Below are 24,208 nucleotides of genomic sequence, written 5' to 3' on the forward strand. Positions count from 1 at the left end.
AAAAAGAGTGTCCCAAGTCGCCAAGCTGCGCCACTTCAATCGAGAGAATTCGGTTATCGGAATTTCCGATAGGTCAGGCGCGCTGTCGGTGGGTCCTATAGGTCTGCACGACGGAGAGGAACTGGGAGGCTGCGGGCGACAGGCGTGAACCGCGCCGCCACACCACACCCACGGACACCGCCGGTAGATCCTCCTGGATGCGCCGCGCCTCAATCTTGTCGCCTTCGAGGGACCAGGGGCGATAGGTGAGATCGGGCAGGACAGCGAGGCCTGCGCCTGTTGCCACGAGGCTCCGCACCGCCTCCACCGAGCGCGTGCGGAAGGCCGTGGGCGGGCGGATGCCGAACTGCTGCCAGGCGTGCTTGGGCGCCTCGTCAATCTCATCGATGGCGAGCAGGATCTGCGGCTCTTCGGCGAGATTCCGCAGGCTGACCTCCGCCTCCTGAGCGAACCGGTGTCCGAGCGGAAGCCAGAGGCGATAGCGGGAGGCCTCCACGATCTCGGCTTCAAGCGAGAGCAACGTCGGTCGCGGCGGCAGCACCATGACGGCAATATCGAGCTCACCGCCGATCAGGAGATGTTCGAGATAATCGCGCCCATCCTCCACGACGCTGACTTCGAGAAGCGGAAAGGCGCGCCGGAACCGGGCGAGCAGATCGGCGAGAATGTAGCTCGCCACCAGCGGCGTGACACCCAGATTGAGACGCCCTTCGGAGGGCGCGGCACCTTCACTGAGGGCGCGCCGCGCATTGGACACCTCCGCGAGGATCTTCTCCGCGTGGCGCAGGAACTGATACCCCTTCAGAGTCAGGCTCATGCCGTGGGTGGAGCGCTCCACCAGCTTGAAGCCGAGATCCTGCTCGAGCTCCTGCACGGCTTCGGTAATCGTGGATTGCGAGATCGACAGATGGCGCGCCGCCCCGGAAATGGATCCCGTTTCCGCGATGGCGACGAAATAGCGAACCTGGCGGAGAGAGAAGGCCATCGGAGGCTCAAGGGCTATGGTTTTGACCGCGCTCCATTCTTGCTCGTCCCCGCCCTTTTGAAAAGCCACGCTCCAGAGGCCTGCGAGGTGCGTGAGGACATGACCGTTTTCGGATCAATTCCTTGGTTCTTTAAGGCGAACGATTCCATATTCAACCCGGCTCGCAACACAACGCGCATCCCAGTAATCCAGGATTTTTCTTAATCTGCCGAGACTGTCCACACGGGAGCATGCCCATTACACCATATTTTTGTTCGTTAAACAGAACTTTTCCGTTGACAAGGACGAACAGCAGCGCTTGTCTCCTGCGCATAAGACGCGATCCAAGGAGAGAACGATGCTTCATGGGCATCACATTGCGCTGGCCGCCGTGATTGGCGCCTTGTCCACGGGATCCCTGCTCGCCTCGGCACGGGCGGCAGAGGCAATTTCCGATGATGTGGTCAAGATCGGTGTGCTGAACGATCAATCTGGCATCTATGCGGACATGGCAGGCTCCGGCTCGACCATCGCCGCCCGCATGGCAATCGAGGATTTCGGCGGCAAGGTGCTTGGAAAGCCCATCGAGGTCGTCGCTGGCGACCACCAGAACAAGCCGGATGTCGGATCCGCCGTCACGAACCGCTGGATCGACGAGGAGAAGGTGGACACGATCGTCGATCTCCCGACATCCTCGGTCATGCTGGCCGTTCAGGAGATCGGGCGGCAGAAAAACCGGCTGGTCATCGCCTCGACCGGCGGCTCATCGGACTTCACGGGCAAATTCTGCTCCCCTGTCGGCATTCACTGGACCTATGACACCTATGGCCTCGCCGTCGGCACAGGGCAGCCTTTGGCAAGCCGCGGCCCCTGGTTCTTCCTGACGGCGGATTACGCCTTCGGCCATGCCCTGGAACGGGATACCGCCCAAGCCGTCACCAAGGCGGGCGGCAAGGTCGTCGGAAATGTGAGGCACCCGCAAGGCAATCACGACTTCTCCTCGTTCCTCCTCCAGGCGCAGAGCTCGGGAGCGAAGATCGTCGGCATCGCCAATTCCGGCGCCGACACGGTGAATGCGATCAAGCAGGCGCACGAGTTCGGTCTCACGGATTCCGGCGTGCAACTCGCAGGCCTCTACATGCACATCACCGACGTGCATGCGATCGGCCTGAAGCAGGCTCAAGGCCTGCTGATGACCCAGGCCTTCTACTGGGACCTGAATGACGAGACCCGCGCCTGGTCGAAGCGCTTCTACGAGCGCCACAAGGCCATGCCGACGATGGGACAGGCCGGTGTCTACTCGTCGATCATCCATTACCTGAAAGCCATCGAGGCTGCGGGCACGGACGAGGCGCAGGCGGTTGCGAAGAAGATGAAGGAGCTGCCGGTCAACGACTTCTTCGCCAAGAACGGCAAGGTGCGCGAGGATGGCCGCATGGTGCACGACCTCTACGTCTTCGAGGTGAAGAAGCCCGAAGAAGCCCGCGAGCCCTGGGACTACCTGAAGCTGGTTCGCACCATCCCCGGAGACCAGGCCTTCCGCCCCCTGTCAGAGAGCGAGTGCCCACTCGTCAAGGCCGGACATTAACGACACCGGACAGGGCCGCCGGACAGGCGGCCCTGCTGCTTTAGAGCATTTTCCGGCGAAGTGGATCCGGTTCGCCGTCAGAAAATGCGGCAGAGCAACGAAGAGAGCCGATTCCAGGCAAGTGGAAGCGGCTCTAGGCTACCGCCTTATTGCTAAGGGATGCTCGCCGCGAACAACCGAGACGGGTGCGCGCGCATTTGATAGGCTCCAGCCCAACAGAACCATCCGACCGGGCTCGCAGCTCTCAAGGATCTTCATAAGCAGACATCAGGGGAACGCCCGTGGCTTCGACTGTTTACGACACGGACCTCGATAAGAATCCCGCAAACTACCAGCCGCTGACGCCGCTGACGTTTCTGGAGCGCGCCGCAAGCGTTCACCCGGACCGGACGGCCATCATTCATGGCTCCTTGAGGCGTAATTATCGCGACTTCTATGCCCGCTCCCGTCGCCTCGCCTCGGCGCTCACCCGGCACGGTATCGGTCGCGGCGATACGGTATCAGCGGTGCTTCCCAATGTGCCCGCGATGCTCGAATGCCATTACGGCGTGCCGATGGCTGGCGCCGTGCTCAACACGCTCAATACCCGCCTCGACGCCAAGATCATCGCCTTCTCTCTCGAGCACAGTGGCGCGAAGGTTCTCATCACGGACCGTGAGTTCTCAGCAACCGTGAAGGCGGCCCTCGAACTCTCGTCCGTCAAGCCGCTCGTCATCGACTACGACGACCCGGAATTCGCCGGTTCAGGCGAGCGCTTGAGCGATCTTGAATACGAGGACTTCCTGGCCGAGGGAGATCCGGAATTCGCCTGGAGCCTGCCGGGCGATGAATGGGATGCGATCACCCTGAACTATACGTCCGGTACGACGGGAGATCCCAAGGGCGTCGTCTATCACCATCGCGGCGCGTATTTGCTGGCGATGGGGAACATCATCACCGGCGGAATGGGACAGCACCCGGTCTATCTGTGGACGCTTCCCATGTTCCACTGCAACGGCTGGTGCTTTCCCTGGTCGCTCTCGATCGTCGCCGGCACCCATGTGTGCCTGCGTGCCGTTCGCGCGAAGCCCATGTACGATGCCCTAGCGGATTATAAGGTTACCCATCTCTGCGGTGCGCCCATCGTCATGTCGACGCTGCTGAACGCACCTGCAGCCGAAAAGCGCAAGTTCCCGCAAACGGTCCGCTTCATGACGGCGGCCGCTCCCCCGCCGGAGGCCGTGCTGGCGGCCATGAAGGAAGCGGGCTTCGACGTCACGCATCTCTACGGACTGACGGAAGTCTATGGTCCCGCCGTCGTCAACGAGTGGCATGAGGATTGGGACAAGCTGTCGCCAGCGGAATATGCCGCGAAGAAAGCGCGCCAGGGTGTGCGTTATCCCGTTCTGGAAGCGCTCGACGTGCTCGACCCAGACACGATGCAGCCCGTGCCTGCCGACGGAAAGACGCTCGGCGAGGTCATGTTCCGCGGCAATGTCGTCATGAAAGGCTACCTGAAGAACCCGAGCGCGACCGAGGAGGCCTTCGCGGGCGGCTGGTTTCATTCGGGCGATCTCGGCGTGAAATATCCCGACGGCTATATCCAGCTGAAGGACCGCTCGAAGGACATCATCATCTCCGGCGGCGAGAACATCTCCTCCATCGAGGTGGAGGATGCAATCTACAAGCATCCTGCGGTTCAGACAGTTGCCGTCGTCGCGATGCCGGACGAGAAATGGGGCGAGACCCCTTGCGCCTTCGTGGAGCTGAAGCCCGATCAATCCGTGACGGCGGAGGAGATCATCGCCTGGTGCAAGCAGCACCTCGCCTCGTTCAAATGCCCGCGCACGGTGATCTTCACCGAGTTGCCGAAGACTTCAACCGGCAAGATCCAGAAATTCCAGCTGCGTGAGATGGCGCGCGCCCATGCAAGTTAGGCGTGAAGGGTGTGGCCTCAGAGGATGAGCATCGGAGTGATCCCCAAAGTGCAAGTCCACTTTTCTCGTCCGATGCTCTAGCGCCCCTTCCACACGGGCTTGCGTTTTTCGATGAAAGCATCGATGCCTTCCGCAGCATCCTCGGCCATCATGTTGCAGGCCATCACTTGGCCTGCATAGGCATAGGCGTCTTCGAGGCTCATGCTGCGCTGGCGGCCGAACATGGCCTTTCCGGTGCGGATCGCCACGGGGCTCTTGGAGCAGATCGCGGATGTCAGCTCGGCCACGGCCGCATCGAACTCGGAATCTGGCGCCACACGGTTGATCAAGCCGCAGGACAGCGCCTCGGCTGCCGAAATGAAGCGTCCCGTCACGAGCATCTCGAAAGCCTGCTTCGGCGCGACATTGCGCGACAGGGCCACCGCCGGCGTGGAGCAGAAAAGGCCGACATTGATGCCGGAGACGGCAAAGGTGGCACTCTCGGCCGCAACCGCGAGATCGCAGGACGCGACCAGCTGGCATCCCGCAGCCGTCGCCATGCCATGCACGCGGGCGATCACCGGAACCGGCAGGTTCACGATGCTCTGCATGACCCGGCCGCACCGCTGGAACAGATCCTCGTAGTATTCCTGGCGCGGATTGGAGCGCATCTGCTTGAGGTCGTGTCCCGCGCAGAAGGCCTTGCCTGCGGCAGCAATCACCACGCAGCGCACACTCTCATCGACGGCAAGCTCATCCAGGCTTTGCTGCAGCGCCTGAAGCATCTCCTCCGACAGCGCATTGTACTGGCCGGGCCGGTTCAGGGTCAGGGTCGCGACCCCTTCCCGATCCTCGCGGATCAGAATGGGCTCTTCAGGGATATTCTGCTGCGCACTCATGATTGTCTCTCCTGGCTCCGAATTTAAGCACGTTGTCCGCCTGAGCCAAGCCGAATAAGCTGAGGTCAAACAAGTCGCTCGGCCTATGCTACACCGCGGCGACATAGCAGGAAGGGAACCCCCATGAGCAAGGCGCCAATCAGCCGCTTCCCAACGCCGGAGATCGCCGATCTGCCGGAGGATATCCGGGCGCGCATCCTGGCCGTGCAGGAAAAGTCTGGCTTCGTCCCGAACGTCTTCCTGGTCCTTGCCCGGCGCCCCGACGAGTTTCGCGCCTTCTTCGCCTATCACGATGCTCTCATGGACAAACCGGGGAACCTCACCAAGGCCGAGCGTGAGATGATCGTGGTGGCGACGAGCAATGCCAACCAGTGCCAGTATTGCGTCGTCGCCCACGGGGCGATCCTGCGCATTCGGGCCAAAGATCCGCTGATTGCGGATCAGGTTGCGGTCAATTATCGGAAAGCCGACATCATGGATCGGCAGAAGGCCATGCTCGATTTCGCCATGAAGGTGGCTTTCGAGGCCTATGCGGTTGACGATGCCGACCTCGAAGCGTTGAGCGCTCAAGGATTCAGCGAGGACGACGCCTGGGACATCGCCGCCATCGCCGCCTTCTTCGGCATGTCGAACCGCCTCGCCAACGTCGCCAACATGCGCCCCAACGACGAGTTCTACATGATGGGCAGGACTTGAGCGGTCACGCCCCTCTCACATTCGTCCATTCTCTTGGCTCGTCGCATCCATGAGCACCTTGATGCTCTCCAGAGAGTTCGCGACAGCGATGGCCGTGTCCCATTCCTCGAGGCGGTAGCGGTGCGTGACGATGCCCTTTGAGGTCACCAGACCCCGCGACAGCAGATTGATGGCAATGGGATAGCAATAAGGCGCAAGGTGAGCGCCACGGATATCGAGCTCCTTGCGGTCGCCGATGATCGACCAGTCGACCGTCGTCGGCGCTCCGAAGACCGAGAACTCCACAAAACGACCGAGCTTGCGAATGAGATTGAGGCCTTGCTCGACACCGCTCGGTGAACCCGTCGCCTCGATATAGACATCGCACCCATATCCATCGGTCAGAGACCGCACGACAGTCAATGCATCCTGCTCGCGAGGATTGATGACGACATCCGCCCCGAAGGTCTTCGCGAGCTGCAGCCGCTCGTCGACCATGTCGATGGCGATGAGCAGTTTCGGTGTCTTGAGCTTCGTCACCTGAACCATCATGAGGCCGATCGGCCCGGCGCCGGCAATCACCACCACGTCGTCGAGCTGGATGTCGCCGCGATTGACCGTGTGAATGGCGCAGGCCAGAGGCTCGATGATCGCGGCATCGTTCGCGGAGATCCCCTCGTCGATCTTGTGCACGCGCGCCGTGCGTGGAATGCGCATGTACTCCGCCATCCCGCCATCGGCCACCACGCGCTGGAAGCCGAAGATGTTATGGACCTCGCACATCCAATACTGCCCCGACCGGCAGAACCGGCATTGATCGCAAGGGACGATCTGTTCTGCGATCACGCGCTCACCGATGCCGACGCCGAAATGCTCTGCTGCTCCCGGCCCCAGCTCATCGACCACACCATAGAATTCATGCCCTGGGATCACCGGCGGCTTCACGTAGGGATTGTCTCCACCCCAGAACATTTTCGCGCCCGACCAGCATTTGCAATCGCTCGCACAAATGCCGCAAGCCGCGATACGAAGGACCATCTCGCGCTCCTCCGGCACCGGCCGGTCCACCTGCTGGACGCGGTAATCCTCGGGGCCATGGCAGACGATCGCCGTCATCTTCCTGTTGGACTGCTCCCGCAGTCCGACTGGAGTATCCCCTTCATTCAATGCCATCTTTGGGTCTCCTGCCTTCCGTATGAATGCTGCTCACGACACTGAATCCGCAAAAGTCGATTTCAGGTCGGAATACAAGCGGCGATACAAGGCACGTCGGGGCTCGAGCGACTCCATCAACGCAGCTTCCGGTTCGATGACATGAGAAACCGGCGGCGGAGGACAGGCCTCGTCGAGGCTCGCTCCCGCGGCAGCGATCATCGCCAACCGGGCTGCGCCCAACGCCGGCCCCACCTCGCCTCCCCGATGATAGGTGAGAGGCCGCTGAAGTGCGGCTGCCAGAATCCGCCCCCACAGTTTCGAGCGTGCTCCACCGCCGATGACGGAAAGACCGCCGATCGTCCCGCCACGGGCTTGCAAAGCGTCCAGTCCATCCGCCAGCGCGAAAGCCACCCCTTCAAGCGCGGCCCGGCCCAGATCCGCCCGCGTCGTCGTACCATCGAGTCCGAAGATGACGCCCGCAGCAGTGGGGTCATTGTGAGGCGTCCGTTCGCCGCTTAGATACGGCAGAAAGACGAGGCGGCTTTGGGTCGGAAGACCTGCCGCTTCCGTCTCAGTGAGAAGCGACGCTTCGTCGGCGGCACCCGCAAGGCGGGCGGCAAACGACAGGGTGGCCGCCGCGGACAAGATCACCGCCATCCGGTGCCACATGCCTGGAATGCAGTGACAGAACGCATGAACCGCCCGCTCCGGGTCCTTCTTCAAGGTCGCGTCGGCAACGAAGATCACACCTGATGTGCCGAGCGACACGAAAGCCATTCCAGGATCGACGACACCGATGCCGGCGGCTCCCGCCGCGTTGTCGCCGCCGCCTCCCGCGACCGGAATACCGGGACGGAGTCCGAGTGCCGCAGCCGCTTCGACAGAGAGAACACCTGACACTTCGGTGCCCTCGACGAGACGCGGCATATGCCGCTCGCTGAGGCCCGTCGCTTCGAGCATCGCCGGCGACCATTGCCGCTTGCCGACATCGAGCCAGAGAGTGCCGGCCGCGTCGGACATGTCGCTGACTGCTTCCCCCGTCAGCTTCAGGCGGATCCAGTCTTTCGGAAGCAGCACCCGCGCCGTGCGCGCGAAGATGTCCGGTTCGTTCTTCACCACCCAGATGAGCTTCGGCGCGGTGAATCCGGGCATTGCCAGATTGCCGGTGATCTCCCGGCTTGCCGGCTCACGCTGTTCGAGTTCCCTGCACTCCGCTCCGGCACGCCCGTCGTTCCACAGAATCGCGGGACGAAGAACCTGATCGTTGGAATCGAGCAGAACAGCGCCGTGCATCTGTCCGGACAGGCCAATGCCTGCCACGGCATCGAGGGATCGGCGACTTTCCAGGTGTCTGACGGCGGCCTGCGTCGCATCCCACCATCGTTCAGGATCCTGTTCCGACCAGAGCGGCCGTGGCCGCGACAATGTGAGCGGCACCGCCGCTTCGTCGACAAGCGTGCCCGCCTCATCGATGAGGATGACCTTGACGCTGGAGGTGCCTAAATCAATTCCCATATACATCGGCGACTGTCTCCGTCAGATCACCCTTGACTTTAGGCGCTCGCACTAGGCGAAATTGCCACCCAGGTAGCGCTGCAGCGTGACGCGCGTGCCATCCCGCCAAAGAGAATTGAGCGCGGTTTCGAACCGTGAACGGAACTGGGGTGCCTCGGCGAGGTCGCCAAAGATATCGCGTAAGGCAAGGAAGGCCCCCGGATCATCCTTCGCCGCGAGAGCGGCAGGTGTCAGTCGTGCGGCGTTCGGGTCGTTGAGTGCAATCGGCTCACCCGCATCGGTGGTTCCCACGCAGTAGCGGCACCAGAGGGCCGATTCCAGGGCAAGCCCCGTCACGTCAGCTCCTGCCTTCAGCCGTTCATGGGTCGAGGGCAGGATGAATTTCGGTTGCCGGTTCGATCCGTCCTGCGCCAGACGGGGAATCGTGTCGCCGACATCGGGATTGGCGAAGCGGCTGGCGATGAGCTGGTAGTATTCGGCCAGATCGACGCCGGGGACCGACGGCACATGGGGAATGATCTCTTCCGTCTCCAGCTTGTCGAGGAATCCGCGCACGAGAGGATCCGCCATGGCATCATGGACGAAGTGGATTCCGAGCAAGCCCGCAGGATAGGCGATCGCCGCATGTCCGCCGTTGAGAATGCGCAGCTTCATCAGCTCGAACGCGGCGACATGAGGCGTGAAGGTTACGCCCACCTCCTCCAGCACCGGCCGACCCGTGGGGAAATGGTCTTCGAGCACCCACTGCCGGAAAGGCTCGCAGAAGACAGGCCAGTTGTCCTCGATGCCGAACCGCTCCTCGAGAATGGCGCGCTCCCGGTCGGTCGTGGCCGGGGTGATGCGGTCGACCATGCTGTTGGGGAACGCCACCTCCTCGCGCACGAAAGTCGCGAGCGAAGGATCGATCAGATCGGCAAGGCCTGCAACCGCATCCATGGTCACCCGACCGTTGTGAGGAATGTTGTCGCACGACATAATCGTGAAAGGAGCGATATTCCGCTCGCGGCGTCGCTTCAGAGCAGCCACCAGAACTCCGAACACACCCTTGGGCGCATCGACATGCGAGGCGTCGTAGCGGATTTCCGGATGTTCCGGATTGAAAGCGCCGGTCGCCGGATCGATGCAATAGCCGCCCTCGGTGACGGTCAGCGACACGATCCTGATGGATGGATGGTCAAGCGCATCGACGATGGCCCGGCTGTCCTCCCCGACGGGCACAAAACCGATCATGGAACCGGTGACGCGGGCACGGTTGGCTCCCGGTTCCAACTCGACCACTGTGGTGAGCCAATCCTGTGGCTCGAGAGCATGCCGCATCGCGGCATCGCCCGCGCGCACGCCCGCGCCGATGATCGCCCAGTCCAGATCCCTGCCGTTGTTGAACAGGTCATCCAGGTAGACCGCCTGATGGGCGCGATGAAAGTTCCCGACGCCGATGTGGAGAAGCCCCGCGCGCAACGCCTCCCGCGCATAGCGCGGCCGGGCAACCGCTTCGGGAAGAGAGGCAAGACGAGCGAGGGAGAGAGGTTGAGCCATCTGACCTGAACCTATCGTTTAACCTTCGGATATCAGCACGCGGGACCCAGATCAGTTGATCATGAAGCCACCATCGACCGGCATCGCAAGACCATTCAGCATCGCGGCGCGGTCACTCAACAGGTAGAGGATGACCTCCGCGACATCGTCAGGATCGGCGAATCGCCCGAGCGGAATGCGCGAGAGCATGCGCCCTGCCTTGTCGGGATCGCTCCAGGCCTTTGTCGCCATCGGCGTGAGGGTGACCGTCGGGTTGATGGCATTCACCCGTATCTTGTGACGTCCGAGCTCGTTCGCCATCACGCGCGTCAGAGCATCGAGCGCACCCTTCGAGGCGCAATAGGCGGCATGATCGGCAAAACCGATGAAGGATGAGATCGACGAGACATTCACGATCGACCCGGGCAGCCCGCGCGCGACCCGATCCCGTGCGTATTCCTGGGCCACGATCATGGGGGCACGGGTATTGACCGCATAGATCCAGTCGAACGTCTCCGTCGTCACTTCGAGAAAAGGATCGAGCGCCGTCGTTCCGGCGCAGTTCACCAGGTAGTCGACCGGCAGGGCGGCTCGTGCCGCCTCTCGCGTCGCCACTGCATCAGCGAGATCGACGACGATGGACCGGCAGCCGATCTCGCCCTCCAGGCTGTCCAGATCCTCCTTCGTGCGGGTCATCGCAACGACTTTGGCCCCGCGCTCGGTCAGGAGCCTGGCCGTTGCCCGGCCGATGCCCTTGCCAGCTCCCGTCACAAGAACGCTCTTGCCTTCGAATTCCATGGATCCGTTCCTCACCAGCACGTAAACCGCCATCGACGACCGCGACAGAAACGGCCCTGCCTCAAGCTAATCTCTGCCCGGTGTCCTTATCGAACAGATGCGCCTTCTCGGGATCAAGCCGGATATCGAGCCGCTCGCCCGGATGCACCGAAAAGCGTTCCCGGAAGACGCCCACCAGCGGGTTCGTGCCGAGCTTCATGAAGGCTTGCGTCTCCGACCCTGTCGGTTCGATCACCGAGACGTTTGCCGTGTGGCCGCCCCCGCCCAGGGTGATGTGCTCCGGGCGGATGCCGTAGACGATCCTTTGCTCGTCCCTGAGCTGTGCCGGAGCAATAGATACCGGAAGAGCAATGCCGTCATGCGTCTTCACAACCGGCTGGCCATTGACGACCGAAACCTGCCCGTCGATGAAGTTCATGGCGGGAGAGCCGATGAAGCCTGCCACGAAGCGGTTGGCCGGACGGTCGTAGAGCTCCAGCGGCGCGCCGATCTGCTCCACCACGCCATCGTGCATCACCACGATCTTGTCGGCCATGGTCATGGCCTCGATCTGGTCGTGCGTGACATAGATCGTCGTGGTCTTGAGGCGCTGGTGCAGCTCCTTGATCTCCACACGCATCTGAACGCGCAGCTTGGCGTCGAGATTCGAGAGCGGCTCGTCGAACAGGAAGACCTGCGGATCGCGCACGATGGCGCGGCCCATGGCGACGCGCTGGCGCTGGCCGCCCGAGAGCTGGCGCGGATAACGATTGAGCAGTTTCTCAAGGTCGAGAATAGCCGCCGCACGCTTGACCTTCGTATCGATCTCCGACGCAGGCCGTCCTTTCAGCCTGAGGGAGAAGCTCATGTTGTCGTAGACGGTCATATGCGGATAGAGCGCGTAGTTCTGAAAGACCATCGCAATATCCCGGTCCTTCGGCGGCTTATCGTTCACAACCCTTCCGCCGATCCGGACATCACCGGAAGAAATCTCTTCCAATCCCGCAACCATGCGCAGCAGGGTCGACTTTCCGCAGCCTGAAGGGCCGACGAGAATGACGAACTCGCCGTCATTGATATCCACGGAAACCCCATGGATCACCTCGGCAGATCCATAACGTTTCCTGACATTGCTGATGGAGACTGGCGCCATGTTTTTTCCTCGTCAGGCTTGATCTTGCATATCGATCTGGATTTTCACTTCCCCTCTCGGGGCCGAGGCTGCGTACTCGAACGCCTCGATGCTCCTGGAGAAGGGAAAGGTGCGGGTAATCAGAGGGCTCACGTCGATAGAGCCCGATGACAGCATGGCGATGCAGCGCGGAAAGACATGGGCGTAACGGAACACGTGCTCGACACGCGCTTCCTTCACCTGGGCCTTGGCCACGTCATAAGCGATGGGCTCCAGCGGAATGCCGACATAGACGACGCAGCCGCCCGGGCAGAGCGGATCGAAGACATCGGCTGCGGCCTTCTCGTTGCCGGAGCACTCGAAGACGATATCGGCCCCCCACCCATCCGTTTCCGCGCGTGCTGCCTCCGCGAGATCGCGGCTGCGCACGTTGACAGGGGTGACCGGCCCTAGTTTCGCCGCGATGGCCAGCTTGTCGTCATCGACATCGCTGACGATGGCACGGGCGCAGCCGGCGGCAAGCGCCGCGAGAACCGTGACCAGACCAATCGGCCCCGCGCCGATGACGACAGCGATGTCGCCGGGTTTGACCCGAGCCTTGATCGCGGCATGCACACCGACGGCCAAGGGCTCGACCATGGCCGCTGCCTCAAACGATACGTTATCGGGCAGCTTGAAGGTGAAATCAGCCGGATGGACGACGCTGGGCCTGAGAACGCCGTGGATCGGAGGCGTCGCCCAGAACCGGACCGCGGGATCGAGGTTGTACAAACCGAGCCTCGTTGCACGGCTCGTCGGGTCAGGAATTCCCGGCTCCATGCAGACACGATCGCCGACCTTGAACTCGTGGACGGCAGAGCCGACTTCGGTGACGACACCTGCTGCCTCATGTCCGAGGACCATCGGCTCCCGAACAACGAACGGCCCGATGGCGCCATGCGTGTAGTAATGAACGTCGCTGCCGCAGACACCCACGACCTTCAGCTGAATGCGGACATCACGCGGTCCCAACTCCTCTTCGACGATGTGATCACGAAGGGCGAGCTTTCCCTTTTCCTCAAGAACGAGCGCTTTCATCGAAGGTCCTCCTACCCGCGCATGACAATGATGACCCCAACGATCAGCGACAGAACCGTCGCCACCATGAGGGGAAGATCGGCCTCGAGGAAGCGCATCCAGAACAAGTGCAAGGCAACGAACAGGAGGACCGCAATGAAGACCCGATCAAAGGCATTTGTCTCAATCGGAAGAAAGCCACGGCGCTCCGCAACAGGTCTATCGGTGTCGTCACTCATGCATCACTCCTTGACAGCGCCGAAGGTAAGGCCGGCCACGATGTGACGCTGCGCGAGACCAAGCACGAGAAGAGCCGGCACGAGGGTCAACATCGCAGTCGCAGCCATTCTTCCCCAGTTCGTGCCGGTGACGGTCACGAACTCGGCAAGGCCCGTCGTGATGGTGCGCGCATGCACGCTGGTCAGCGTTGCCGCGAACAGGTACTCGTTCCATGCGAAAACCCAGGTGAGAATTCCGGTCACTGCCAGACCAGGTTTCGCCAGAGGCAGAATGACCTTTGTCAAGACCTGCCACGTATTGGCTCCGTCCACGAAGGCGGCCTCGTCGAGCTCTTTCGGAATTCCGTCGATCACCCCTCTCAGGGTCCAGATCGCGAAGGGGAGATTGAAGACGCAGTACAGAAGGATCAGGCCGATCTTCGTGTCGAACAGCTTCACGTCGGCCACGACGAAGACCTGCGTGTAGAGAAGAAACAGCGGAAGAAGGAACACCGCCGGAGGCGCCATGCGGTTCGTGATGGTCCAGAAAAAGAGATTCTCCTTTCCCGGCAACTTGTATCGGGACAGAGCATAGGTCGCGAGCAGCGCCAGGGTGGTAACGAGCAAAGCGTTCGCCGTGGCGACCACGACGGAATTGAACATATACCGCTGGAAGGCCGAATCGGCCAGCGTGCTCGTGTAGTTCTCCGTGAAGAAGCTCGAAATGACGAAGCTCGGGCTTCCGAACAGCTGAACGCGGCTCTTCGCGGAGACTGCGAACATCCAGTAGATCGGGAGCAGCGTGATAAGGCTCGACAGCGTCCAGAACAGAATGGACCCGAGCGATGCAGAAGCTCTCTTGCGAAACCGGCGCATCATTCCGCCCTCTTCAAATCGCGCCGTGCCACCAGACCTGCATAGAGCATCCAGCACATGACGATCGTGAGATAGAGTGTAATCAGCGACATCGCCGACCCGTAGCCGTAGTCGGTCTTCGGAAAGACGACACGCCAGATGTGAAGACCGATGTAACGCGTGGCCGCGCCCGGGCCGCCGCCGGTCAGCATCCAGACCTCATCCACGGTGCGCAGCGCATCCATCATGCGAATGAACACGGTGGCGAGAATGGCCGGCTTCAGCAGCGGCAGGGTGATATGCCAGAAGATCTGGAAGCGGTTCGCGCCGTCGATCTGGGCCTGCTCGAAAGGCTCCTTCGGCAGGGACGACAGTGCGGCAAGCAGCGTCAGCGTGACGAGCGGCGTCCAGTGCCACACATCCATGACGACCGTCGTGAAGAAGGCCTGATCGATATACCGGCTGATGTTGAACTCATACCCGAGCCACCGGTTCAGGTAATAGGGCAACGGTCCGAGGCCGGGCACCGTCAGAAGGCGCCATGTGGCACCGACGGCAATCGGGGCGATCACGAGCGGCAGCGTATGGATGGTGCGAAAGAAACCTTTGCCCGGGAAGTCCTTCATGAAGAGTTGAGCGAGGAAATAGCCGAGCACGATCTCGCTGAGGACCGCGAAGAAGGCAAACTTGAGCGTCAGCCAGAGCGAGTACAGAAACTGATCGTCAAAAACGAGGCGCCTGAAGTTCTCGGCCCAGGCAAATTGCATATCGGGGTTGGCTGCAAAGCTGTTCCAGTTCATGAACCCGATGACGAGAACATAGAGGAACGGAATGACCCCGAAGACGAACAAAATGGGGAGGGTCGGCGTGAGCAACAGCCATCCCACCGAATTCGCACGCATCCTGATGCTCCTGCCTTCCGGTCGTGCAAACTCGACCGGAGAATTTGGGATTTGACGGCCACCGCACAAAAAGCACGGTGGCCTTGATAGCCCAAAAGGGAGGGCGCATTACTTGCGGTAGCCGAGGTTCTTCAATTCGGCGTCGGCTGCCGCGGCGGCCTTGTCGAGCGCCTCGTCAGGCTTCAGCTCTCCTGTGATCGCCTGGTAGATGAAGGGAGCGATCGCCTCGCGGACCTGGTTGTGGAACGGGAAAGGAGGCGCGCCCCGGAAGAGCGGCCCCTTCTCGCGCATCAAGGTGTAGTAGCCGTCGACCTTCTTGTCCTGCGCCTGCACCTTCGGATCCTCGTAGGTCGCCTTGTGCGTGATGCGCGATCCGGCAAGCGCCCAATCCGTCTGGACGGAGTCTTGGCCGATGTATTGCAGCCAGAGAAGAGCGGCTTTCTTGTTCTTCGACGAATGCGGGATGCCGAAGGCGCCACCGTCATAGTAGCCGATATATCCTGCACCAGAGGTGGCCTGCTCAATGATGCCAGGCTCCACAGGCGGGAGCGCAACGCCGACCTTGCCGACCACGTTCGACTTCTTGTCGTCGGTCGCAATCCAGGCTGCATTCTCGCCATAAACCAGCCCTTGTGCTGCTCGGCCTGCTGCGAAGGTTGCAGCAACCTCGTCCCACGTGCTGGATGTCGATTCCGGCGGCGCGTAAGCAAGATTCCCGATCCACCAGGTCAGAGCGGCCTTGGCCTCAGGGCTGTTCATGCGCCCGCCATTCGCAACCGAAGCGCCATAGGCCTTGGTGTCGATACCCCAGTTATAGACGCCATAGGTGGGGAAGATGCTTTCGACCACCTCATAGACGGCTGCGGGATGGCCGGAGGCGGCCTGAACGGTGGTTCCAAAGATCTCCTGGCCGTTCGCCTTGCCCCATTCGGTGAAGAATTGGGCGATCTGACGATACTCTTTGTGATCCTTGGCCGGCGCGAGATCCGCGCCGTACTTGGCTTTGTAGGCTTCCTTGATCTTGGGGTCGTCGAACAGGTCTTTGCGGTATAGATAGACCTTGATGAAGGCCTCCATCGGGACACCGAACAGGTCGCCCTTGTCGTTCTTGAAGTTGTCGATGAAGCTCGTGAACTTCGTCGGGTCGAAGGTCGGCGACTTGAGGTTGGGATTCTCGTTCAGCGCTTGCGTGACATCGACCAGGAAGTTGCGGGCGAGATAGCTGTAGATGATGTCCTGCTCGATATAGACGAAGTCATAGATGCCGGTATTGGCCTCCATGTCCTTGATCGCCTTGTCATACATCTGATCCCAGGACGTCGCCTCGAACTCGACCTTGATGCCGGTTGCCTTCGTGAAGGCAGGACCCAGCACATCCTTGGCATAGTTGGACGGCGGCGTACTCTCGGAGATGCCTCGAATGGTCGTGCCCTCCAATCCCTTCGCCGCATCCGACCAGAAATCGGCGAATGCCGGCGTCGTGCTTGAGAGCAAAGCTGCCGTGAGTGTCGAGGCTATCAGGCTTTTGAAGTGGTACATCGCGTTTTCCCTCCCGAACTCCTTCTCAAGGAAGACCAGCGGTCGTTGCCCTCGAGATCAAAGATGCGACGCCCCTGCTTGGGGGCGAGCCGTATTGTTTTGTCAGGCAAGGCGAGCAAATCAGAACATGTTCTTCTGACTTTACCTCCCGGAAGTCGCACGCATATCCCGCGCGGCCTCTGGTGAAAATCTATTAAGCGCCAGTGAATGCTTCCACGCCTCTGCTCATCGGGATCTGTACTTTTTTGTCCGGAGAGGCGTTCGATCCGTATCTGGCGGGCATAAAAATGCTTTCCTGGATCGAGGCCGGAGCAGGCGTTGTGCATCGACGCGCCGTTCGCCGGTACGCGGATGGAGTTTGATCGCAGAACTTCACGAACTGACGGTTGAAGTTCGCGATATTGTTGAAGCCGACATCGAAGCAGATCTCGGTCACGGATCGATCCGTGTGGGCGAGCAGCGTGCAGGCCGAATAGATGCGCGTCTGGTTGACGTATTTCGCAAAGGTATGGCCCGTCTGTTTTTTGAAGAAGCGGGAGAAGGCGCTCGACTCCATGCCGCAGAGCTGAGCAATGGTCGTCAGGTGGATATCGGAGAAATAGTTATTGTGGATGTAGTTGATTGCGCGCTCCGCCTTCTCTGACGGGCGCGACGGTATGGTTGCGGCGGGGGCGCGGTGAGAGAGCGTTTTCCGCTCGGAAGGGATCCTGGCCAGTGTCGCCAGGAGCTCCAGGAACAGAATCATGCGCTGGGCGCCTTGAGCGCGGCCGATCTGCCGGAGCAGAGAAGCCCCCTTTCGTGCCGTATCCCCCGAAAACAACAGGCCGAATGCGGCCTCCGACAGAAATCGCTGCACCTCCTCGAACTCGGGAAAGTTCGTGCAGATGCGGTCGGCACATTCGGGGCTGAACTGAATCAGCATGTCCCGATCGGGAATGATCAGGTTGCCAGTGTCGCTCAACCAGTTGTGGGGCAGATTCGGGCCTGTCAGGACAAGACAGTCGGGCTCGAAGGGACCGACATAATCGCCGATCATCATCGTGCCCGAGGAATTCTGGATCAGGTGGAGCTCATACTCCACGTGGTAATGCCACTTCGCCAAGTGGTGAGGATAGTCGTGAACGTTCCATCGGAACGATGCGGATGGCGGAAAGACAATAACCTCATACACGGGGACTGATTTGCGTTCCATTCTCGCCGCCCTCCATAGGTACAGCAGGTCGTTTCCTCTTAAAATCCGCTCGTTGGCGGTTATCGTTCCGCGTCTCCTTTGACGGATCCACGGTTGTCAGCTTGAGCCGAATACGCAGGCTGGGTACAGGCTTTCGAATCTAGTGTTAGTTCTAGGATAAGGTTTCGTAGTGTCGATCCTCGGCAGGCTGACGACTGGGGTTTGCGACGAACTCAGCCGCACGATGCCCAAGCATCAATGCTGCCGCATTGGTGTTCGCGGACGGGATGAACGGTATAGCGGAGCAGTCGATCACGCGCAGGGCATCGACACCGCGAAGGCGCATTCGGTTGTCGAGCACGGCCATCGGGTCGTCATCGGGACCCATTCGGGCAGTACCAGAAGGGTGGTAATTGGTTTTGACGGTCTTCCCGCAATACTGAATGAGAGCCTCATCGCTTTCGACGTCGGCTCCCGGCAGCAGCTCCTGCGCAATCTTCGGGCCGATCGGTTTTGTCGCCAGCAGTTTCCGCGCATGTCGGAGTGAGGCCAGCGTCAGGCGCAGATCGTCAGGATGGCCGAAGAAATTAGCATCGACGACGGGCTTATCCGCGGGATTTGAAGAGCGTAGCCGGACGCTTCCTCGCGCTTTAGGTCGCAACAGGCACGAGGTCAGCGTCACGCCATAGGTCGGCTTGGCGCTCGATATATCGCGGTCGAGATAAACGATGGGGGCGCAATACAGTTGAATGGTCGGACGCTCGCCGCCATCCGGATCGTAGAACAGGCAGGATTCGATCCCGGTCGTCGTGACCGGCCCGGTGCCGAACAGAATATACTGAAGGCCGTTGCGCACCATGCGCCAGCCTTTGTCCTGACCGAAATATCCGCTCGGCCGCGTGGTGGACGCGATTAGCGGCACCTCATGATGATCCTGCAGATTGGCCCCTACTCCGGGCAGGTCGACAACCACTCGAACACCATGCTCTCTGAGATGGTCGGCCGGACCGAGGCCCGACAACATGAGCAGCTTCGCGGTGTTGTACGTTCCGGCCGCAACCAGCACTTCGCGCTCAGCATAGGCGCGCACCATATTGCCGTTGAGGCTGTATTCCACGCCGACGGCGCGACCTGCCTCGATCAGGATTGTCATCACGAGAGCATCGGTCACAATGGTCAGGCGCGGATCGGCCATGACCTGAGACAGGAACGCCGACACGGCATCGCAGCGCACCATCTTCCCGTTGGCCCCACGACCCATCGTATGCTGCATCACGCCGACGCCGGCCTGGCGTTCGCCGTTGAAGTCCGGGTTATAGGGATGGCCCAGCCCCTGTGCCGCAAGGATGTAATCCTCGGTCATGTCGCACAGGCTGCCTGGATCGGAGACCAGCAGGTCTCCGTCTATGCCATGATAGGCATTGTTGAATTTGGAATTCCGCTCCAGCGCTTTGAAGTGAGGCAGCACATCGGCGTATGACCAGCCGGAACCCTCTCCGAGATAGGCTTCCCACCCGTCGTAGTCCTCCCGCTGACCGCGCATGTAGACCATCGCGTTCACGGCGCTGCCACCGCCGAGAACCTTGGCCTGAGGCACGATGGGCGCCCGTCCACCGAGCCGGTTCTGGGGCAGGGTCTGATGCATCTCGAGGAAGTCGTCCCGGGCGAGATATTTCATGTAACCCGCCGGCATGCGCATGATGGAGGCCGCCCTTGCCGGTCCTCGCTCGATCAGAAGCACGCGACAGCCGAAGTCGCGAACGAGCCGCGTGGCCGCCACGCATCCGGAGGAGCCTCCGCCCGCGATGATGAAATCGTAGCCCGGTGTTGGACCTGAAGCCGCCATGAGGTGCCGACCCGCCTTCTTCGTCAACGAAGGATGTGATCAGAAGCCTACGATGCCGATCTATTGCCGACTACAGCCATAACTGCACCCGACCTGTACTTTTTTGATCGCAATGCGAAATTAAAGTATGGGTCAAAGGCAAGCTGGGTCAGCATCTCAGCATCATTGACGGGCCCCTCATGGAGTGCAGGCGTGTCCCACTACCTCGGCATCGATATCGGCACTTCGGCGGTCAAGGCAATCGTCGTCGATGAGCGTCAGCTCGCCATAGCCGAAACGGAAATCCCTCTTGCGATCTCCCGCCTGAGCGATTTCTGGTCCGAGCAGGACCCTGAAGGATGGTGGCAAGCGGTTCAAGCCGCCATCTCGCACCTGCGCAGCCGGGCTCCAGGAGCCTTCGCGGACATCAAGGGGGTCGGACTTTCAGGACAGATGCACGGCGCCGTACTGCTCGGTGAAAATGATCGCCCCCTGCGCCCGGCCATCCTCTGGAACGACGGCCGCTCGTTCCGGGAGGCGGAGGAGCTTGAAAGGAAGTACCCGGACCTTTCGCGAGCACTGGGTGTGCTCCCGATGCCCGGCCTCACGGCTCCGAAGCTCCTCTGGCTCCAGCGGCATGAGCCGGAGACCTTTCGGGCAGCCCGAAAGGTTCTTCTGCCGAAGGACTACATCCGGCTGAAACTGACGGGCCGCCTCGCAACCGACATGTCGGATGCAGCGGGCACCTGGTGGCTGGACGAGGCCGCGCGATCATGGTCTGACGAGGCACTCGCGGCGACAGGACTGGATCGCTCCCACATGCCCGCATTGCTCGAGGGATCGAACCCTTCCGGCAGCTTGCGCCCGGAACTGGCGAAGGAATGGGGCTTGAGGGGCGAGATCGTCGTTGCAGGTGGCGCGGGCGATGTGGCAGCGGGCGCAGTCGGGCTGGGAGCGATTGAGGACGGAGCGGCCTTCATCTCCCTTGGGACATCCGGGCAACTCTTCGTCACGACGAGGGCGTTCAGCCCCGCGCCAGAGGCCCTGGTGCATTCCTTCTGCCATGCACTTCCTGATCGCTGGTTCCAGATGGCGGCGATGCTCAATGGAGCGAGCTGCCTCGCCTGGGCGGCGGGGCTGCTCAAGGCGGATATCGCTGACCTTCTGCGGCGGACCGAAGACGTCTACCGCAAGCCATCCTCCCTGCTCTTCCTGCCCTATCTCGCAGGAGAGCGCACGCCCCACAACGACGCTTATGCGCGCGGCGTCTTCTTCGGACTTTCCCCCGAGACGCAACGGACGGATCTGGTGCAGGCCGTTCTGGAAGGTGTCGCTTTCAGTTTCGCCGATGCCAAGACATGCCTCGAGCACGCAGGCACGCAACTCTCTTACGCAGGCCTGATCGGCGGCGGATCCCGCAGTGTCTTCTGGGCACGCATTCTCGCCAATGTCCTGAACATCCCCCTTGTCCGCTATGAAGGCAGCGACAAAGGGCCCGCCTTCGGCGCCGCGCGGCTGGCGCGACTGGCAGCGACCGGGGAGGCTCCGGAAGCTGTCTGCTCAGCCCCTGCAGTACTTGAGACGATCGAACCGGAATCTCACCTTGCGGAACTCTATAGCCCACAAATCGAGAGCTTCCGCCGCCTCTATCGTGCTCTCAGGCCGGAGTTCAGACACGCCCTGACAGGTGGCGATTGAAAGTTGATTTGAGCGGCCCTAGTCTTCTCTCATCCTGAACGAACAAACCGCCTCATCGTCAATCCGAGGACGTCAGGGAGGAAAGAACCGTGGACCGGGGCTCTGTCGTCACACCCCCACATTCCACCGCCGCCGCTCCTGGGGTAGCCGGGAACGGTATGCTTCTTGCTGTCTGTGAGCGGCCTTCCGGCGATCCTCTCCTTCCCGCTAAATCTCCCATCGCCCGCACTGGCGGGATGCCGCCCAGGGAGGATCCATGACAGGACCATCTCCGATCCTCGAAATGTCCGGAATCTCGAAAACCTTCCCCGGCGTGCGAGCTCTCTCCGATGTGTCGCTCACGATCTACCCAGGTGAGATCCATGCCCTCATGGGCGAGAACGGGGCCGGCAAATCGACCCTGATGAAGATTCTCTCAGGGGCCTATCATGCCGATAGCGGCGGAGAGATCCGTATCGACGGCAAGCCGGTGATCATCAACTCTCCCCTCGCCGCACTCCATCACGGCATCTCGACCATCTATCAGGAACTCTCCCTCGCGCCGAACCTGTCCGTCGCCGAGAACATGCTGCTGGGTCGCGAGCATCGCAGCGGCCCCATGATCGACCGCGGCTCGATGGAGAATGCCTGCCGCACCGTGCTCGCCAAGCTGGGGGTTACATTCGGCCCCTCGACGAAGGTCAGTGAATTGTCGATGGCAGAGCGGCAGCTGGTGGAAATCGCCCGCGCGCTCATCGCCAATGCCCGCATCCTGATCATGGACGAGCCGACCACGTCCCTCTCGTCCCGAGAAACGGAAGCCCTGTTCGCGCTCGTGCGGCAGCTTCGGGCGGACGGCATGGCCATCATCTATATCAGCCACCGCATGGCAGAGGTCTACGAACTCGCCGACCGCGTCTCGGTGCTGCGGGATGGAACCTATGTCGGCACGCTCGAACGCGATGAGATCTCGGCTGAGCGTTTGGTCCGCATGATGGTGGGCCGTGATCTGTCGTCCTTCTACAAGAAGGACCATGACGCGAAAGGCAGCCGTGGCCCGGTGATCTTCTCCGTCCGCAATGTCGGGGACGGGCAGCGCGTGCACGAGTGCTCCCTCGATCTTCACCTGGGAGAGACACTCGGGATTGCAGGGCTTGTCGGAGCCGGGCGCACCGAGCTTGCCCGCCTCATTTATGGAGCCGACCGCCGGATCAGCGGCGAGATCTCGCTTCAGGGAAAGCCTCTCGCGATCCGCCGCCCCGAGGATGCGATCGAAGCCGGCATCGTCTATCTGACCGAGGACAGGAAGCACCTTGGTCTCTTCCTCGACATGACCGTGCGCGAGAACGTCAATCTGAACGTGCTGGGGCGGGATTCACGTGTCGGAAAGGTGCTGAACCTCAAAACGGCCAGGGCGCGGGCAGCTGCTGCCATCAAAGCGCTCGGGATCCGCGTTGCCGGAGATATCGTTCCCGTCGGCAGCCTCTCAGGCGGCAATCAGCAGAAGGTTCTGCTCTCGCGCCTGCTCGAAACCAAGCCCCGGGTGCTCATTCTCGACGAGCCGACGCGCGGGGTCGATATCGGCGCGAAATCCGAGATCTACCGGCTGATCGACAAGCTGGTGCGTCGTGGCGTCGGCGTCATCGTCATATCGAGCGAACTTCCGGAAATCGTGGGCATCTGCGACCGCGTATTGGTGATGCGCGAAGGAAGGATCGCCGGTGAGGTCGGTGGAGCGGGCCATCCGCCGATCACGCAGGAAAACATCGTCGCCATCGCGACGGGGGTAAAGGAAGCCGCCGCATGACAGCTCCCAACGAGACCAGCGCATCTCTCCAGACTTCAGGAGCGGCTGCCGTCGATTCAGGCACGCAGAGCCTGCAGCGACGCCTTGCATGGCGATCCACCCTGCAGGCCATCGGCATGCTGCCGGTGCTCATCATTCTCGGCATTGTCTTCGAGCTCATGTCGGGTCGTTTCCTGAGCTTCCAGAATCTCTCCATCGTGGCGCAGCAGGCCTCGATCAATACCGTGCTTGCGGCGGGCATGACCTTCGTCATTCTCACCGGCGGCATCGATCTGTCGGTCGGCTCGATCCTTGCCGCAGCCGCGATGGTTGCAGTCTTGGGATCGAAGATTCCCGACTGGGGCATGCTGGGCATCCCGGCCGCTCTGCTGATGGGTCTTGCCCTGGGATTCATCAACGGGGCCCTCATCGCCTTTGGACGGCTCCCGCCCTTCATCGTGACGCTCGGCTCATTGACGGCCGTGCGCGGCTTCGCGCGCCTGCTTGGCAACGATACCACGCAGTTCAACCCTGAACTTCCCTTCGCCTTCATTGGCAACGGCTATCTCTTCGGCATTCCCTGGCTGGTGGTGATCGCCATGGTGGTCGTGCTGGTGTCCTGGTTCATCTTACGCCGGACGGTGCTCGGCGTTCATATCTACGCCGTGGGCGGCAATCCGGACGCGGCGCGTCTGACCGGCATCAAGGTCTGGGCCGTGCTTCTCTTCGTCTATTGCGCCTCCGGCCTCACCAGCGGCTTGGGCGGCGTGATGTCGGCAGCACGCCTTTACGCAGCCAACGGCCTGCAGCTCGGGCAGTCCTACGAACTCGACGCCATCGCCGCCGTCATCCTCGGCGGCACGAGCTTCGTTGGTGGCATCGGCTCAATCTGGGGCACGCTCATCGGCGCGCTCATCATCGCCGTCTTGTCGAACGGCCTCATTCTCGTCGGCGTCTCCGACATCTGGCAGTTCATCATCAAGGGCCTCGTCATCATCGGTGCGGTGGCTCTCGACCGTTATCGCCTGAAAGGCTCCGCGCGCACTTGAACCATGTGTCGCAGG

General features: G+C 61.4%; 20 protein-coding genes. 6 read left to right on the forward strand and 14 right to left on the reverse strand.

The window, feature by feature from the left end; all coding sequences use genetic code 11:
* Positions 1-73: 73 nt before the first annotated feature.
* The gene (locus AA309_RS22060; RefSeq protein ID WP_047191176.1) at positions 74-985 is read right to left on the reverse strand and encodes a LysR family transcriptional regulator; all 912 of its coding nucleotides are present in this window, start codon (positions 983-985) and stop codon (positions 74-76) included.
* A 337-nt stretch (positions 986-1,322) separates the two neighbouring features.
* On the opposite strand from AA309_RS22060, the gene AA309_RS22065 reads away from it, so the two are divergent.
* Both AA309_RS22065 and AA309_RS22070 read left to right on the forward strand, forming a co-directional pair.
* Positions 1,323-2,552 (forward strand): ABC transporter substrate-binding protein, encoded by a 1,230-nt coding sequence (locus tag AA309_RS22065; protein ID WP_047191177.1) that lies wholly within the window; start codon positions 1,323-1,325, stop codon positions 2,550-2,552.
* Between the two features lie 281 nt (positions 2,553-2,833).
* Entirely contained in the window at positions 2,834-4,468 is a 1,635-nt protein-coding gene (locus AA309_RS22070; protein WP_047191178.1) for an acyl-CoA synthetase, read from the forward strand.
* Between the two features lie 77 nt (positions 4,469-4,545).
* Here the strand turns inward: AA309_RS22070 and AA309_RS22075 are convergent, their stop codons facing one another.
* Positions 4,546-5,346, reverse strand: a complete 801-nt coding sequence (locus AA309_RS22075) for an enoyl-CoA hydratase (protein WP_047191179.1) — start codon at positions 5,344-5,346, stop codon at positions 4,546-4,548.
* A 123-nt stretch (positions 5,347-5,469) separates the two neighbouring features.
* Here AA309_RS22075 and AA309_RS22080 point away from each other — a divergent pair, with 123 nt between their 5' ends.
* Complete coding sequence (locus AA309_RS22080) at positions 5,470-6,042, forward strand: peroxidase-related enzyme (RefSeq protein WP_047191180.1); 573 nt, start codon at positions 5,470-5,472, stop codon at positions 6,040-6,042.
* 15 nt (positions 6,043-6,057) lie between these two features.
* Here AA309_RS22080 and AA309_RS22085 read toward each other — a convergent pair whose 3' ends face one another.
* The 12 genes from AA309_RS22085 to AA309_RS22140 all read right to left on the reverse strand — a co-directional run bounded on the left by AA309_RS22085 (position 6,058) and on the right by AA309_RS22140 (position 19,702).
* Positions 6,058-7,194, reverse strand: a complete 1,137-nt coding sequence (locus AA309_RS22085) for an alcohol dehydrogenase catalytic domain-containing protein (protein WP_047191181.1) — start codon at positions 7,192-7,194, stop codon at positions 6,058-6,060.
* 33 nt (positions 7,195-7,227) lie between these two features.
* Entirely contained in the window at positions 7,228-8,697 is a 1,470-nt protein-coding gene (gene xylB, locus AA309_RS22090) for a xylulokinase (RefSeq protein ID WP_047191182.1), read from the reverse strand.
* Between the two features lie 45 nt (positions 8,698-8,742).
* The gene (locus AA309_RS22095; RefSeq protein WP_047191183.1) at positions 8,743-10,227 is read right to left on the reverse strand and encodes a mannitol dehydrogenase family protein; all 1,485 of its coding nucleotides are present in this window, start codon (positions 10,225-10,227) and stop codon (positions 8,743-8,745) included.
* 51 nt (positions 10,228-10,278) lie between these two features.
* Complete coding sequence (locus AA309_RS22100; RefSeq protein ID WP_047191209.1) at positions 10,279-11,004, reverse strand: SDR family oxidoreductase; 726 nt, start codon at positions 11,002-11,004, stop codon at positions 10,279-10,281.
* Between the two features lie 61 nt (positions 11,005-11,065).
* Positions 11,066-12,136 (reverse strand): ABC transporter ATP-binding protein, encoded by a 1,071-nt coding sequence (locus tag AA309_RS22105; RefSeq protein WP_047191184.1) that lies wholly within the window; start codon positions 12,134-12,136, stop codon positions 11,066-11,068.
* Between the two features lie 12 nt (positions 12,137-12,148).
* A complete protein-coding gene (locus AA309_RS22110; protein ID WP_047191185.1) occupies positions 12,149-13,192 on the reverse strand; it encodes an NAD(P)-dependent alcohol dehydrogenase in 1,044 nt (347 codons plus the stop codon).
* Between the two features lie 11 nt (positions 13,193-13,203).
* Positions 13,204-13,410: a DUF2160 family membrane protein gene (locus AA309_RS22115; RefSeq protein ID WP_047191186.1), complete on the reverse strand. Its 207-nt coding sequence runs from the start codon at positions 13,408-13,410 to the stop codon at positions 13,204-13,206.
* A 3-nt stretch (positions 13,411-13,413) separates the two neighbouring features.
* Positions 13,414-14,265 (reverse strand): carbohydrate ABC transporter permease, encoded by an 852-nt coding sequence (locus AA309_RS22120; RefSeq protein ID WP_047191210.1) that lies wholly within the window; start codon positions 14,263-14,265, stop codon positions 13,414-13,416.
* Entirely contained in the window at positions 14,265-15,146 is an 882-nt protein-coding gene (locus AA309_RS22125; RefSeq protein ID WP_047191187.1) for a carbohydrate ABC transporter permease, read from the reverse strand. Before AA309_RS22125 ends, AA309_RS22120 begins: the two co-directional genes overlap by 1 nt.
* A 108-nt stretch (positions 15,147-15,254) precedes the next feature.
* Positions 15,255-16,685: an ABC transporter substrate-binding protein gene (locus tag AA309_RS22130; protein ID WP_047191188.1), complete on the reverse strand. Its 1,431-nt coding sequence runs from the start codon at positions 16,683-16,685 to the stop codon at positions 15,255-15,257.
* A 193-nt stretch (positions 16,686-16,878) separates the two neighbouring features.
* The gene (locus AA309_RS22135) at positions 16,879-17,877 is read right to left on the reverse strand and encodes an AraC family transcriptional regulator (RefSeq protein WP_084731502.1); all 999 of its coding nucleotides are present in this window, start codon (positions 17,875-17,877) and stop codon (positions 16,879-16,881) included.
* A gap of 151 nt (positions 17,878-18,028) precedes the next feature.
* The gene (locus AA309_RS22140) at positions 18,029-19,702 is read right to left on the reverse strand and encodes a GMC family oxidoreductase (RefSeq protein ID WP_047191189.1); all 1,674 of its coding nucleotides are present in this window, start codon (positions 19,700-19,702) and stop codon (positions 18,029-18,031) included.
* 192 nt (positions 19,703-19,894) lie between these two features.
* On the opposite strand from AA309_RS22140, the gene xylB (AA309_RS22145) reads away from it, so the two are divergent.
* The 3 genes from xylB (AA309_RS22145) to AA309_RS22155 all read left to right on the forward strand — a co-directional run bounded on the left by xylB (AA309_RS22145) (position 19,895) and on the right by AA309_RS22155 (position 24,193).
* Positions 19,895-21,379: a xylulokinase gene (xylB, locus tag AA309_RS22145; protein WP_047191190.1), complete on the forward strand. Its 1,485-nt coding sequence runs from the start codon at positions 19,895-19,897 to the stop codon at positions 21,377-21,379.
* A gap of 256 nt (positions 21,380-21,635) precedes the next feature.
* A complete protein-coding gene (locus AA309_RS22150) occupies positions 21,636-23,165 on the forward strand; it encodes a sugar ABC transporter ATP-binding protein (RefSeq protein ID WP_047191191.1) in 1,530 nt (509 codons plus the stop codon).
* Entirely contained in the window at positions 23,162-24,193 is a 1,032-nt protein-coding gene (locus AA309_RS22155; protein ID WP_084731504.1) for an ABC transporter permease subunit, read from the forward strand. The genes AA309_RS22150 and AA309_RS22155 overlap by 4 nt, the downstream gene beginning before the upstream one ends.
* Positions 24,194-24,208: the final 15 nt, after the last annotated feature.

The sequence above is a fragment of the Microvirga vignae genome, from assembly GCF_001017175.1.
In the GTDB taxonomy this organism is placed as follows: domain Bacteria; phylum Pseudomonadota; class Alphaproteobacteria; order Rhizobiales; family Beijerinckiaceae; genus Microvirga; species Microvirga vignae.